This window comes from Oerskovia gallyi (genome assembly GCF_014836745.1).
Lineage (GTDB): Bacteria > Actinomycetota > Actinomycetes > Actinomycetales > Cellulomonadaceae > Oerskovia > Oerskovia paurometabola.
In genome coordinates this window covers 5,096-18,655 of the sequence record NZ_JACSQE010000012.1, presented here as the reverse complement: position 1 = coordinate 18,655, position 13,560 = coordinate 5,096, and the positions used below count along the sequence as shown (strand labels likewise).

The 13,560-nt window shown below is 74.0% G+C and carries 12 protein-coding genes; 6 read left to right on the top strand and 6 right to left on the bottom strand.

What is annotated here, in order from left to right; all coding sequences use genetic code 11:
- Positions 1-114 precede the first annotated feature (114 nt).
- Together H9640_RS14565 and H9640_RS14560 are read right to left on the bottom strand one after the other, a co-directional pair.
- Entirely contained in the window at positions 115-1,848 is a 1,734-nt protein-coding gene (locus tag H9640_RS14565) for an ABC transporter ATP-binding protein (protein WP_191791454.1), read from the bottom strand.
- On the bottom strand, positions 1,845-3,674 hold the full coding sequence (locus tag H9640_RS14560; RefSeq protein WP_191791452.1) for an ABC transporter ATP-binding protein: 1,830 nt from the start codon (positions 3,672-3,674) through the stop codon (positions 1,845-1,847). The genes H9640_RS14565 and H9640_RS14560 overlap by 4 nt, the downstream gene beginning before the upstream one ends.
- Before the next feature lie 64 nt (positions 3,675-3,738).
- Between H9640_RS14560 and H9640_RS14555 the strand changes: the two genes are divergently transcribed.
- Both H9640_RS14555 and moeB read left to right on the top strand, forming a co-directional pair.
- The gene (locus tag H9640_RS14555; protein ID WP_191791450.1) at positions 3,739-4,176 is read left to right on the top strand and encodes a DUF3817 domain-containing protein; all 438 of its coding nucleotides are present in this window, start codon (positions 3,739-3,741) and stop codon (positions 4,174-4,176) included.
- Positions 4,173-5,477, top strand: coding sequence for a molybdopterin-synthase adenylyltransferase MoeB (moeB, locus tag H9640_RS14550; RefSeq protein WP_191791448.1), 1,305 nt, complete (start codon positions 4,173-4,175; stop codon positions 5,475-5,477). The genes H9640_RS14555 and moeB overlap by 4 nt, the downstream gene beginning before the upstream one ends.
- Positions 5,478-5,612: 135 nt before the next feature.
- On the opposite strand, the gene H9640_RS14545 is transcribed toward moeB, so the two are convergent.
- The 3 genes from H9640_RS14545 to thiO all read right to left on the bottom strand — a co-directional run bounded on the left by H9640_RS14545 (position 5,613) and on the right by thiO (position 7,973).
- Positions 5,613-6,422 (bottom strand): thiazole synthase, encoded by an 810-nt coding sequence (locus H9640_RS14545; protein ID WP_204810390.1) that lies wholly within the window; start codon positions 6,420-6,422, stop codon positions 5,613-5,615.
- Between the two features lie 70 nt (positions 6,423-6,492).
- Positions 6,493-6,723, bottom strand: a complete 231-nt coding sequence (gene thiS / locus H9640_RS14540; RefSeq protein ID WP_191791444.1) for a sulfur carrier protein ThiS — start codon at positions 6,721-6,723, stop codon at positions 6,493-6,495.
- Positions 6,720-7,973 (bottom strand): glycine oxidase ThiO, encoded by a 1,254-nt coding sequence (gene thiO, locus H9640_RS14535; RefSeq protein WP_191791442.1) that lies wholly within the window; start codon positions 7,971-7,973, stop codon positions 6,720-6,722. The genes thiS and thiO overlap by 4 nt, the downstream gene beginning before the upstream one ends.
- A 174-nt stretch (positions 7,974-8,147) precedes the next feature.
- On the opposite strand from thiO, the gene thiE reads away from it, so the two are divergent.
- The 3 genes from thiE (at position 8,148) to H9640_RS19725 (ending at position 11,397) form a co-directional block, all read left to right on the top strand.
- Positions 8,148-8,849 carry a thiamine phosphate synthase gene (gene thiE, locus H9640_RS14530; protein WP_449867006.1) on the top strand — a complete coding sequence of 234 codons (702 nt, stop codon included), beginning with the start codon at positions 8,148-8,150 and terminating at the stop codon, positions 8,847-8,849.
- A 73-nt stretch (positions 8,850-8,922) separates the two neighbouring features.
- The gene (gene guaA / locus H9640_RS14525) at positions 8,923-10,500 is read left to right on the top strand and encodes a glutamine-hydrolyzing GMP synthase (protein WP_191791438.1); all 1,578 of its coding nucleotides are present in this window, start codon (positions 8,923-8,925) and stop codon (positions 10,498-10,500) included.
- A gap of 231 nt (positions 10,501-10,731) precedes the next feature.
- The gene (locus H9640_RS19725; RefSeq protein ID WP_318243788.1) at positions 10,732-11,397 is read left to right on the top strand and encodes a DUF2314 domain-containing protein; all 666 of its coding nucleotides are present in this window, start codon (positions 10,732-10,734) and stop codon (positions 11,395-11,397) included.
- Positions 11,398-11,401: 4 nt separating this feature from the next.
- Here the strand turns inward: H9640_RS19725 and H9640_RS14515 are convergent, their stop codons facing one another.
- Positions 11,402-12,565 (bottom strand): glycosyltransferase family 4 protein, encoded by a 1,164-nt coding sequence (locus H9640_RS14515; protein ID WP_191791434.1) that lies wholly within the window; start codon positions 12,563-12,565, stop codon positions 11,402-11,404.
- A 139-nt stretch (positions 12,566-12,704) separates the two neighbouring features.
- Between H9640_RS14515 and H9640_RS19720 the strand changes: the two genes are divergently transcribed.
- Positions 12,705-13,508, top strand: coding sequence for a hypothetical protein (locus tag H9640_RS19720; protein WP_318243787.1), 804 nt, complete (start codon positions 12,705-12,707; stop codon positions 13,506-13,508).
- Positions 13,509-13,560: the final 52 nt, after the last annotated feature.

Here is a 13,560-nt window from a genome sequence, read left to right as displayed (position 1 = left end):
CGGGACATGTCGGACTGGCGAGAGCGTACCGGCAGGTCAGAGCGTCGCAGGACGGCGTTCAGGGCGTGGCCGGACACCGGCCACGCCCTGAACGGTCCCGCGAGGGGAACGGGCTCACTCCTGCTGCCAGGAGCTCCACAGTCGCGCGTAGTCGCCACCCGCGGCGACGAGCTCGTCGTGCGGACCGATCTCGGTGATGCGCCCCCCGTCGACGACCGCGACCCGGTCGGCGTCGTGCGCGGTGTGCAGGCGGTGCGCGATCGCGACCACCGTCCGTCCTTCGAGGACGGCGTTGAGCGAGCGCTCGAGGTGCCGGGCCGCTCGCGGGTCCAGCAGCGACGTCGCCTCGTCGAGGATCAAGGTGTGCGGGTCGAGCAGCACGAGGCGCGCGAGCGCGACCTGCTGCGCCTGCGCGGGCGTGAGCACGTGACCGCCCGAGCCGACCTCGGTCGCGAGCCCCTCGGGGAGCGTCTCGACCCAGCCACGCGCGTCGACCGCAGCAAGGGCCCCGAGCAGCGCGTCGTCGTCCGCGTGCTCGTCGGCCAGCCGCAGGTTGTCCGCGAGCGACCCGACGAACACGTGGTGCTCCTGCGTGACGAGTGCGACGTGACGGCGCAGGTCGTCGAGCGGGAGGTCGACCAGCTCGACGCCGCCGACCGTGACCGAGCCGCCCGTGGGCGGGTGGATGCCCGCGAGCATGCGCCCGAGCGTCGACTTGCCCGCGCCGGACGGACCGACGACCGCCAGGCGCTCGCCGACCGCGAGGTCGAGGTCGATCCCGTGCAGCACGTTGTGCCCCTCGCGGTACGCGTACTCGACGTCCCGCGCCACGACGTGCTCGTCCGTGGGCACCTCGTCCCCGGCCTCGCGGTCGCTGTCGACGAGCTTGACGCCCACGATGCGCGCGAGCGAGGTCGCGGCGACCTGGATCTCGTCGAGCCAGAAGATGAGCTCCCAGACGGGCCCGGCGAGCTGGAACGCGTACATCGCGATGGTCGTCACCGCGCCGATCGTGGCGTGCCCCGTCGAGAGCAGGTAGCCGCCCCACACGATCACTGCGACGGGCGCGAGCACGAACGTGAAGTCGACCGCGGGGAACAGGACCGTGCGCAGGTTCAGCGTGTACTTCTCGGCCGCGAAGGCCTCGCGCAGGTCCGCCTCGACCCGGGCCCGGCGCCGGGCCCCCAGGCGCAGGGCGTCGACGGTGCGGGCACCCTCGACCGACTCGGTGATGGTGCCGTTGAGCGCCGCGTACGCCGCGGACTCGCGCTGGTAGCCGGGCGAGGCGCGCCGAAGGTACCAGCGGGAGACCACGACCATGAGCGGGACGCCCAGGAACAGCGACACGGCCACGAGCGGCGAGGTGAGCATGCTCGCCACGACCGTGAGCAGGATCGTGACGACCGCGACGATGAGGCGCGGGACGCCGAACCGCACGGCGTGCTGGATACGGTTGACGTCGTTGGTCGTGCGCGCGACCAGGTCTCCCGTGCCGGCCCGCTCGACGGTCGACAACGGCAGCGTCGTGACGGTCTCCAGGAAGTCCTCGCGGAGCTCGGCGAAGACCGTCTCCCCGAAGATCATCGAGGACTTCTGGGCGTAGCGGATGAGCACGGCCTGGACGAGGACCGCGCCCACGCCGATCGCGATGACCTGGTTGACGTAGGCCGACGTGGTGCCCTGGGCGACCGCGTCGACGAGGCGGCCCAGGATCCACGGGCCCGCGAGCCCGGCGATCGCCGCGACGGTGTGCAGGACCGCGAGGCCGATGAGCGGCCTGCGGTGCTCGCGGACCAGGTAGGCGGTGTGCTGGCGGACCTGGGAGGCGTCCGCGACGGGGAGCTTCATGACACGCCCTTCGAGGCGTCGGTGAGCTCGGCGGAGCCCATGGGCAGGTGGTCGTCCTCGGGGACTGCGGGCGTCTCGTCCATCGAGCGCCCGACGACGGCGCGGTAGCGCGAGGCCTCCGCGCCCTGGTGGGCGTCGTGCGGGCGGTGCAGGAGCTCACGGTGCGTGCCGTGCGTGACGACGCGGCCGTCCTCGACGAACAGGACGTCGTCGACGTGGTCGAGCACGAGCGGGCTCGCGGTCACGATGAGCGTGGTGCGCCCGCGCCGGACCTCGGCGAGGCGTTCGGCGATGCGGGCCTCGGTGTGGGCGTCGACCGCGCTCGTGGGCTCGACGAGCACCAGGATCTCGGGGTCGGTGAGGATCGCGCGGGCCAGGGCGACGCGCTGGCGCTGGCCGCCGGACAACGAGCGGCCCTTCTCCGGGAGCTCGCCCGCGAGGCCGTCGGGCACCGAGTCCAGGACGTCGTGCGCGTCGGCGATCATGACGGCCCGCAGGAGCTCGGCCTCGAGGCTCCCGCCGCGCACGTCGATCTCCTCGCCGAGCACGCCCGAGAACAGGTGGGGCGTGGCCTCGGCGACGACGATGCGCTCGCGCACCACGTCCTTGTCGAGGTCGGAGAGCCGGATCCCGCCCAGGTGCACGGGCGTGCCCGCCTCCGCGACGTCGTCGAACCGGCCCATGCGCGTGGCGATGCGCGCCGACTCGTCCGGGTCCACGCTCACGAGCGCGACGACGCGGCCGGGCGTGAGCTCGACACCGCTCGCGTCGTCGACCAGGGCCGCCCCGGCGGGCGGCGCGGACGCCGTGCCGGGGGTCGCGCCCGTCGCGGGGACGACCGAGAGCACCTTGACGAGCTTCTTCGCGGCCACGTGGGCGCGCGTCGTGATCTGGAGCGTCTGGGTCGCGATCTGCAGCGGCCACGACAGGAACGCGGCGTACCCGTAGAACGCGACGAGCTGCCCGGGGCTGATGTCCCCGGCCACGGCCGCGTGCGCGCCCAGGTACAGGACCAGGGCGACGAACAGCCCCGGCAGCAGGACCTGGAGCCCGTCGAGGTAGGACTGCGTGGTCGCGACCCGCACGCCCGTCTCGCGCACGGCCTGCGACTGGGTGCGGTAGCGGTCCGTGAAGACCTTCTCGCCGCCGATGCCGCGCAGGATGCGCAGGCCCGAGACGGTGTCCGCGCCCAGGGTGGTCAGCCGGCCCGACGCCTCGCGCTGCGCGGCCTGGCGCTGCTGGAGGGGCTTGACGAGGAACGCGAGGATGCCCGCGACGACGGGCAGCCCGAGGATCACCACGAGGCCGAGCTGGAGCGAGGTGCTCAGCATGATCCCCGCGACCACGGCGTACGCCATGAGGGAGCCCGCGAAGCGCGCCGCGATCGCGTAGACCTCGCCCACGCGCAGCGCGTCGGACGCGACCGCGGACACGACCTCTCCCGTGGGGAGCTCGTCGGTGATGGTGTGCCCCGAGCGCGCCACGGTGTCGCCGACGAGCTGCGAGGTGGTGAAGGCCGAGCGCAGCCAGTTCTCGATGTCGAAGCGGTGCCCGAGAGCGGCCGCGCCCACCTGCACCAGGCCGATGCCCAGCATGACCGCGGCCCAGCCGAGAAGGACCGCGCCGAAGCCCTCGTCGAGACCCTCGTCGAGCGCGCGACCGAGCACGTAGGGCATGACGGCCTGGCACACGAACGTGACCATGCCGAGCAGGACGGCGGCCAGGAGGATCCCCCACTGGCGGCGCGCGAGCCACCACAGGAAGGCACCGGGGCCGGTGAGCGGAGGGGTGCCAGGGTCGGGGAGGGGGAGGGGGCGCACGGTCATTAACATTAGGTGTGGCCACCGACACCGGGCCACGGATTTTCGCTCAGCGTAAGGAAACCTTCCCATGACCACGCCCGACCCCGCCGGCTCGCAGAAGACCTCCGACGCCGTGGCGGACGCCCCGTCGCAGGAGGTCGTGGACCGCGCCGTCCGCAAGGCCCGCGGCGCGCTCCAGCGCTACCGCGTGATGGCCCTCATCACCGGTGTGATGCTCCTGATCCTGTGCGTCGAGATGATCGTCAAGTACGGCGTCGGCCAGTTCGTCGACGTCGACGGCGTGATGCGCTTCGTGGGCTGGATCCCGTTCGCGCACGGCTGGGTCTACGTGGTCTACCTCGTGACGGTCCTGGACCTGTGGTCCAAGATGCGCTGGAGCTGGGGACGACTCGCGACCATGGTCTTCGCGGGCGTCGTGCCCGTCATGTCCTTCATCCTCGAGAAGAAGGTCCACCGCGAGGCCGAGGCCAAGCTCGACGCCCTCGTGGAGCAGTACGCGCGATGACCTCGCTGCCGCCGCTGGTCGCCCCCTCGGCCGAGCCCCTGTCTGCGCAGGAGCTGGCCCGCTACTCGCGGCACCTGGCGCTGCCGGGCATCGGGGTCGAGGGCCAGCAGCGCCTGCGGGCCGCGCGCGTCCTGGTCGTGGGCGCGGGCGGGCTGGGCAGCCCCGCGCTGCTCTACCTCGCGGCGGCCGGCGTCGGGACGATCGGCATCGTCGACGACGACCGCGTGGAGGTCTCCAACCTCCAGCGCCAGGTCATCCACGGCGGCTCGGACGTGGGGCGACCCAAGGTCGTCTCGGCGCGGGACGCCCTCGCGGAGGTCAACCCGCACGTGAGCGTCCGCCTGCACGAGCAGCGCCTCGACGCGACCAACGTCCTCGACGTCCTGGCGGGCTACGACGTCGTCCTCGACGGGACCGACAACTTCGCGACCCGCTACCTCGTGGGCGACGCCGCCGAGATCGCGGGCATCCCCTGCGTGTGGGGCTCGATCTTCCGCTTCCAGGGCCAGGTCAGCGTCTTCTGGTCGGCGCCGCCGGTCGGGGAGGGCGTCGTCTACCGCGACGTGTTCCCCGAGCCGCCGCCGCCCGGCACCGTGCCCGACTGCGCGACGGGCGGGGTCCTGGGCGCCATGTGCGGGACGGTCGGCTCGGTCATGGCGACCGAGGCCATCAAGCTGATCACCGGTGCGGGCCGCACGCTCCTGGGCCGCCTCGCGGTCTACGACTCGCTCGAGCTCACGTGGCGCCACCTCGCGATCCGGGCCGACCCGGCCCGCGTCCCGGTGACGGGGCTCCTGGCGGGGGACCACGCGTACGAGGCGTTCTGCGGGTTCGCCCCGGTAGACGACGTGGGCTCGGTCGAGGTCCCGTCGGGTCTCTCGTCCGGCGCGGACCTCTTCTCCGGCCCGACGGCGGACGGCCGCCTCGCGGTCGACCTCGCCCGGGTGCCGGGCAGGACGGGGCCGACGCCCACGAGCCTGACCCCTCGCGAGCTCGCCGACCGCCTCGCGGACCCCGACGACGACCTGCTGCTGCTCGACGTGCGCGAGGACTGGGAGACGCAGATCCTCTCGCTCGACGGCGCCCGCGTGGTGCCCAGCGGGGTCTACGCGGGGCCCGGGGCGGCCGCGGCGCTCGCGGACCTGCCGCGCGACCGGACGGTCGCGGTGCTGTGCAAGGTCGGAGGCCGGTCCGAGCGGGTCGCGAGCCTCGCGCGGGCCGCGGGCGTGGACGCGCGCAACGTCGAGGGCGGGGTCCTGGCGTGGGTGCGGGACGTCGAGCCGGGCCGCCCGACCTACTGATTCCTCGCTCTCCTCGCTCTCCTCGCTCTCCTCGCTGTCGGCGAGGTAGAACGTTCTGCGTGACGTAGAACCCGGTGCGTTCTACCTCGAGCAGGACGTTCTACCTCAGCGGGAGTGCTCCGGCACTGCGCCGGGTCAGAGCGCCAGGTCGAGGTTGCCGGCGCCCAGCAGGCCGGACCCCGTGAGCCCGGCCCGGCCCACCATGCCGTCGACGGGCGAGCTCGCGAGGGCCTGCTCGCGGCGCGGGATGCGGCCCGCGAGCGCCGCGAGCCGTCCGGCCTCGACCGCGAGCCGCATGGCCGTGGCCATCCGCACGGGGTCGGCGGCGCGGGTGACCGCCGTTGCCAGGAGAACCCCGTCGCACCCGAGCTCGAGGGCGTGCGCGGCCTCCGACGCGGTCCCGATCCCCGCGTCCAGGATCACGGGCACGCGGGCCGCCGACGCGATGGCTGCGATGTTGCGCGGGTTGAGGATGCCCAGCCCCGACCCGATGGGCGCGCCCAGCGGCATGACGGCCGCGCAGCCCACGTCCTCGAGGCGGCGCGCGAGGATCGGGTCGTCGTTGGTGTAGGGCAGGACGGTGAAGCCGTCGCGGACCAGGGTCTCGGCGGCCTGGACGAGCCCGATCGGGTCGGGCAGCAGCGTCACGTCGTCGGCGATGACCTCGAGCTTGACCCAGTCGGTGCCGCAGGCCTCGCGGGCCAGGTGGGCCGTGAGGACGGCCTCCTTGGCGGAGAAGCAGCCCGCGGTGTTGGGCAGGGCGCGGATGCCGAGGCGGTCGAGCAGGCCCCAGATGCCGGTCTCGCCCGCACCCCCGTCGCCGCCCGCGCCACCCGACGGACGCACCCGCGCGACGCGGCGCATCGCGACGGTCGTGAGCGCGGTGCCGGACGCGACGAGCGCCTCCTCGAGCGTGAGCAGGTTCGCGGCGCCGCCCGTGCCCATGACGAGGCGCGAGCCGAGCGGCACGCCCGCGACGACGAGAGAGTCGTCGGCCGCGCGGTCCTGCGGGTCCTCAACCACCCTGCACCGCCGTGACGACCTCGACACGGTCGCCGTCGTGCAGGGTCGTGGACGCCCACGTGCTGCGGGGGAGCACGGCGTCGTCGATCGCGACCGCGACGCCCCGGGGGACGTCGCCCGTGTCCCCGAGGAGCTCGGGCAGCAACGCGGCGACGAGGGCCGTGACGGTCGTGGGCACGGCGAGCGGATAGGGCTCGCCGTTGACGAGCGCGGTGCCGGTCATGTGGTCCTCCGGGGGGTGGGCGTGGGGGAAGGGGCGGACGCGGGGGAGAAGCGCAGGGGGTCGATCGCCGCGACCGCGGGCGGCAGCGGCTGGCCGGTCAGGACCGCGTCGATCGCTGCGCCCGTGACCGGGGCGAGCAGCACGCCGTTGCGGTAGTGGCCCGTCGCGAGGACCAGGCCGGGCACGCTCGTGGCTCCCAGGAGCGGCAGGTTGTCGGGGGTGCCCGGGCGCACGCGCGGCGTGACCTCGACGAGGGCCAGCTCGTCGAGCGCGGGGAGCAGCGCGCGGGCGTCCCGCAGGAGCGCGAAGACGCCGCCCGCGGTCGCGCGCCGGTCGTCGGGGTGCTCCTCGCTCGTCGCGCCGACGACGACCTCGCGGTGCCCGTCGGGTCCGGGCGTACGCGGTACGACGTACACCGGACGTCCCTGCACGACGCCGCGCACCACGTGGTCGAGCGTGAACCAGGGCGGGGCGTCGAGCCGGAGCGTCTGCCCCTTCACCGGACGGGTCGGGGCCGTGACCTCGGGGACGTCCGCGAGCAGGTCCCCCGAGTCCGCACCTGCCGCGAGGACCACGGTCCCCGCCCGGTGCTCGTGGCCCGCGTCGTCGAGAGCCCCGGTCACGGGGGCGCCCGGTCCTGGCGAGCGCAGGAGCCGGACGGCCCGGCGGTGCACGACGGCGGCGCGCGGGTCCCGTGCGAGGGCCGCGGTCAGGGCGCGGTGCACCGCCCGCGGGTCGACCTGGTGGTCTCCCGGCGCCCAGAACGCGCCCGCGACGCGCTGCCCGACGAGCGGCTCGCGCTCCCGGGCGGCCGCGACCGTGATCTCGGTCGAGTCGAGCCCCCACGCCTCCTGCAGCGCACGCACGCGCCGCCCGAGGGCCAGGTCGTCCCCGTCGTAGGCCAGCGTGAGCGTGCCCGTGGCCCGCAGCCCCACGTCGAGCCCCGAGTCGGCCTCGAGCTCGGCCGCGAACGCGGGCCACCGCGCGGCGGAGTCGGCGCCCAGGCGCAGCGCGGCCTCCTCGCCGAAGTCGGCCTCGGTCACCGGGGCGAGCATCCCGGCCGCCGCGTGGGTCGCGCCGTCGCCCGGCGCCGGGTCCAGGACGGTCACGCGCAGACCTGCACGCGTGGCCCGCCACGCCGCGGTGAGCCCCACGATGCCGCCGCCCACGACGACGACGTCCGTGGCGCCGTCGGGCACGGGTGGGCGCGCGGGCAGGGCAGGGTGGTCGGTGGACAGGGCTGCGCTCATGCGCTCGCTCCCTTCGCTGGCATGACCCAGATCAGGTTCGACGGTCGGCTCTCGCCCTCTCAGCCCCGAACGGGGCTCCCGTGCTTCGCGGCCACCCTACAACGCACGCCGACCACGCCCGGGGCGTGCCCACGGGCTGCGCCCCGACCGCGCCCCCGACGAGCCGTGCCTATCCTGGGCGCCGTGACCACCGCTCCGACCGGCGACGCCGAGGCCCGACAGCACACCGCCCCCCGCGCGGGCACCGTCGAGCGGCTGCGCGCCGCCCGGCTGTACCTGTGCACCGACGCGCGCGAGGAGCGCGGCGACCTCGAGGACTTCCTGCACGCGGCGCTCGCGGGCGGGGTCGACGTGGTCCAGCTCCGGGACAAGACGCTCGACGTCGCGCGCGAGCTCGAGCTCCAGGAGACGGTCGCGCGCGTCGCGACCGAGCACGGGGCGCTGTGGGCCGTCAACGACCGGGCCGACGTCGCGCTGCTGACCGGGGCCCCCGTCGTGCACATGGGTCAGGGCGACCTGCCCGTGCCCGCGGTCCGGTCGCTCCTCGGAGCGGGCCCGCTCCTGGGCCGCTCGACGCACTCGCTCACCCAGGCCGCAGCCGCCGAGGCCGACCCCGACGTCGACTACTTCTGCGTCGGCCCCCTCTGGGCCACGCCCACGAAGCCGGGGCGCGACGCCGTCGGGCTCGACCTGCTGCGACAGGTCGCGGCGACGGCGCCGACCACGCCGTGGTTCGCGATCGGGGGTGTCGACGCCGACAGGCTCGACCAGGTGCTGGACGCGGGCGCCGAGCGCATCGTCGTGGTCCGCGCGATCACGGGTGCGGCCGATCCCGAGCGGGCCGCGCGCGAGCTGCGCGAGCGGCTGCCCGCCTGACGCGCGCAGTGATCCCCGTCGCACGTGCTGGACCGATGCCGGGGATCGGCCTCGGGCCAACTATCCTGGGCTGGTGACACCCACCCCCTCAGCCCCCCGGCCCGTATTGGTCGTCGACTTCGGCGCACAGTACGCCCAGCTGATCGCGCGTCGCGTGCGTGAGGCCAAGGTGTACTCGGAGATCGTCCCTCACACCTTCACCGTCGAGCAGATGCTCGCCAAGGACCCGGCAGCGATCATCCTGTCCGGCGGTCCGTCGTCCGTGTACGCGCAGGGCGCGCCCTTCGTGGACCCCGCGCTGTTCGAGGCCGGCGTGCCCGTCCTCGGCATCTGCTACGGCTTCCAGGCCATGGCCAAGGCGCTCGGCGGGACGGTCGCGCAGACCGGGCTCAGCGAGTACGGCGGGACGTCGGTCGACGTCTGCCAGGCCGGTGCGCTGCTCTCGGGCTCGCCCGACCAGCAGACCGCCTGGATGAGCCACGGCGACGCCGTGCACGCGGCCCCCGAGGGCTTCGAGGTCCTCGCGACCTCGGCGGGCTCGCCGGTCGCGGCCTTCGAGAACACCGAGCGTCGCCTGTACGGCGTGCAGTGGCACCCCGAGGTCAAGCACTCCCCGCTGGGCCAGAAGGCTCTCGAGAACTTCCTGTACCAGGGCGCCGGCCTCGCCGGTGACTGGACCCCGGGCAACGTCATCGCCGACCAGATCGCACTCATCCGCGAGCAGGTCGGGGACGCACGCGTCATCTGCGGCCTGTCCGGCGGCGTCGACTCCTCGGTCGCCGCGGCCCTCGTCCAGCAGGCCGTGGGCGACCAGCTCACGTGCGTGTTCGTCGACCACGGCCTGCTGCGCGCGGGCGAGGTCGAGCAGGTCGAGCGCGACTTCGTCGCGGCCACGGGCGTCAAGCTCGTCGTCATGGACGAGAAGCAGCGCTTCCTCTCGGCGCTCGCGGGCCACTCGGACCCCGAGACCAAGCGCAAGATCATCGGCCGCGAGTTCATCCGCGCGTTCGAGCAGGCGGCGCGCGACATCGTCGCGGACGCGGGCGAGCACGGTGGTGAGGTCAAGTTCCTCGTCCAAGGCACCCTGTACCCGGACGTCGTCGAGTCCGGCGGCGGCGAGGGCACCGCGAACATCAAGAGCCACCACAACGTGGGCGGCCTGCCCGACGACCTGCAGTTCTCGCTCGTCGAGCCGCTGCGAGCCCTGTTCAAGGACGAGGTGCGCGCCGTGGGCCGCGAGCTCGGCGTGCCCGAGGTCATCGTTGCCCGTCAGCCGTTCCCCGGCCCCGGTCTCGGCATCCGCATCGTCGGCGAGGTCACGGCCGAGCGCCTGGAGATCCTGCGCGCGGCCGACGCGATCGCGCGCGAGGAGCTCACGAAGGCCGGCCTGGACGACGAGATCTGGCAGTGCCCCGTCGTGCTCCTGGCCGACGTCCGCTCGGTCGGCGTCCAGGGCGACGGCCGCACCTACGGCCACCCGATCGTGCTGCGCCCCGTGTCCTCCGAGGACGCCATGACCGCGGACTGGACCCGTCTGCCGTACGACGTCCTCGCGATCATCTCGACGCGCATCACGAACGAGGTCAAGGACGTCAACCGCGTCGTGCTCGACGTGACGAGCAAGCCGCCGGGCACCATCGAGTGGGAGTGACCTCCCGCTGAGCCACGAAGGGCCGGCCCCCGCAGAGCGATCTGCAGGGGCCGGCCCTTCGGCGTCCGGGGTGGTGCGGGGTCGGGCCGCACCCGCAGGCCCGACGGCGGAGCGCACCGCCTGCGGACGGCCTCGGCGGGTCTGCGGTACCTTGCCCGTCATGGACCCTCGTGCTGCCCGCCTGCGCCTCCACGGGCACCGTTGATGTTCGGCCGCTCCCGGCGCTCGCAGGTGCCCGCACTCGACGAGCTCGTGGTCTCGAGCGTCGAGGTCCTGGAGCGCGGTATGCCTGTGACCCGGGTCCTGCGGTGGCCCGACGGCTGGACGTACCTCTCCGCGGTCGAGGCACCCGAGTCCCAGCAGGTGGTCGTGCACTTCCACGACCTGCTCGTGCTCGACCCCGGGCTCGCGAAGCTCCCACTCCGTCGCGCGCAGGTCGCCCTCCGGGCCGCACGCGCCGACACGGTGGGATCGTGGACCGTCCTCGGGCCCTACAACACCCGGATCGTGGAGCAGATGCTCGACGACGGCACGCTCGACCGCAAGCAGGACGGGATGCTGCGGGACCTGCCGGAGGACGACGGCCCCGGGCACCGGCCGGACCCCGTACGGTGGTCGCTCCGCGCCGTCGTCGGGCGGAACGCGCAGCACCCCGAGACCTTTCCGATCCCCGAGGACACGTCCGGCGTGGTTCCCGGAGCCCTGGTCAAGCTCGTCTTCCTCCCCGACGAGGGGATCGGGGAGCGCATGTGGGTGCTCGTGACCGAGGTGGACGGTGACCGCATGGTCGGTGTGCTCGACAACGACCCGGCCGCCATCACGGGCCTGCTCGGCGGGGACCGGATCGAGTTCGAGCGCCGGCACGTCCTGGACCTGGACGCCCGCCCCGCGGGCTGACCGCTCAGCCCCGCGCGGTGCCCGCCGTCCGCTCCTCGCGGTACGCCGCCGCCTTCTCGTACGCCTTCTCGACGTCCGCGAGCACGCTCGGCCACCCGCTCGACGGCCGGACCGCGCGGTTGTGCGCGACGATGCGGTCGAGCAGACCGTCCTGCGTCACGAGCCGCACGATCTGGTCCGTCATCGCGTCGTCGTCGTCGGCGAGCAGGCCGTCGACCCCGTCCGTCAGCCGTTCGGCCACCCCGGACTCCGCGCGCGTCACCACCACCAGGCCCGCGGCCTGCGCCTCGAGCGCCGCGATCCCGAACGACTCCTGGATCGCGGGGGCCGCGAACACGTCGGCGCGCGAGTAGAGGCGCTTGAGCTCGTGCGCGCCGAGGCGCCCCGGGAGGCTGACCGTCGAGGAGAGCCCGTGCTCCTTGACGAAGCGGCGGGCCGCGTCGAGCTCGGGGCCCTCGCCCGCGATCGTCGCGAACAGCGCGTCGTGCGGCAGGCGCTCGACGGCCTGCCGGATCGACTCGAGCAGCGGCAGGACCCGCTTGCGGGGCGCGAACCGGGTCGCGGCGACGACGTGCACGGCCTTGCCCTCGCCGCGCGCGTCCCGCTCGACGCGCGGGACGGCCCACTCGTCGAGGTCCAGCCCGTTGTGCAGGATCTCGACGGGCACGTCGGGCCCGGCGATGCGGCGCAGCGGGGCGGCCGTCAGCTCGCTCACGGCCGACAGCAGGATCGGGAGGCGCGACCAGTGCGTGACGCGGTCGAGAGCGGCGAACCACCGCTCGGCGGAGCCCCACACGCTGTGCACGGTCAGGACCGCGGGCAGGCCCAGGTGGGCGACGGGCTTGAGCGACGCCTGCACCGACGGCGTGAGGACGCCCATGTGCAGGTGCACGACGTCGGGGCGCGCGTCCCGCAGGAGACGTGCCACGTGGTGGGCGGCCCGCGGGTGCACGGGGTAGCCACCGGGGATCCGGGCGGCCACGCGGTGGATCGTGACGCCGTCGTGCACCTCGCGGCTCATGCCGTGCTCGCCGGGCGCCGCGGGCGTCGTGGTGACCACCTCGACGTGGTGGCCGGCCGCGGCCTGCTGGGCCGCGAGGCGGCTCACCTGGGTCTCTATGCCGCCGAGCAGCGGCAGGTAGCAGTCCGTCACATGGGTGATCCTCACCCCAGGATTCTCCCATCGACGCGTCCACGGGCCGTGCCCGGCTGGCCTGATTCGGGGTCGAACAGACCTTTCGTCCGGCGGAGACGACGAATCGTCGCTACGTTGACATCAAAGAATCGGCTCGGGGAGGGATATCGCAATGTCCAGCACTGTCACGGTTCGGCCGGCGAAGGGCGTAGGGGTCATCGGGATCCTCACCGTCATCGCCGGGATTGTCATGATCATCGCCGGTGGCGTCACGTGGGGGGTCGTCACCTCGCAGCTGTCGGCCGAGGACATCACGGTGTCCGACGACGCGGACTTCCTCGCAGGACGCCACGTCAACGGTCCGTTCACCGCCTACGCCCAGGCGGAGGTCATCAACAAGCACGCGCTCGAGATCAGCGACGGCCAGACCTACGCCGAGCTCCCGCAGGACGACGAGCGGCGCGCCACGGTCATGAACGCCTCGTTCCTGCGCGCCTCGCTGTTCACCTCGGTCGTCGCCTACGGCGTCTCGGCACTGGTCATCGGCCTGGGCATCCTGTTCATCCTCATCGGCATCGCTCTGCGGCGGATCGCGAGCGGCCCGGCCGTCGCGGTCGAGACGTCGGACGGCTACTCCTCGGGCGGCAACCTGTCGGCGGCCCCGGCCCCGGCGACGCACACCCCGGCCCACGCTGCGCCCGCAGCACCGGTCACGCCCGCACCGACGACCCCGGCTCCCACGACCCCGCCCGTCACGCCGCCGACCCGCACGTCGGCTCACGCGGCGCCGGTCGTCGAACCCAAGAGCCCGGGGGTCCCCGCGACGCACACCGATCCGCTCGTCGAGCCCAAGAGCCCGGGGGTCCCTGCGACGCAGACCGACCCGATCGTCGAGCCCAAGAGCCCAGGGGTCCCGCCGACCGGTCCGGACACGCCTCCGACGACGCCCCCCGCGGGGGAGACGCCTCCGCGCTGAGGTCCTCTTCCAGGTGCACGACGGCGGCGCACCGGTCCAACTGGACCGGTGC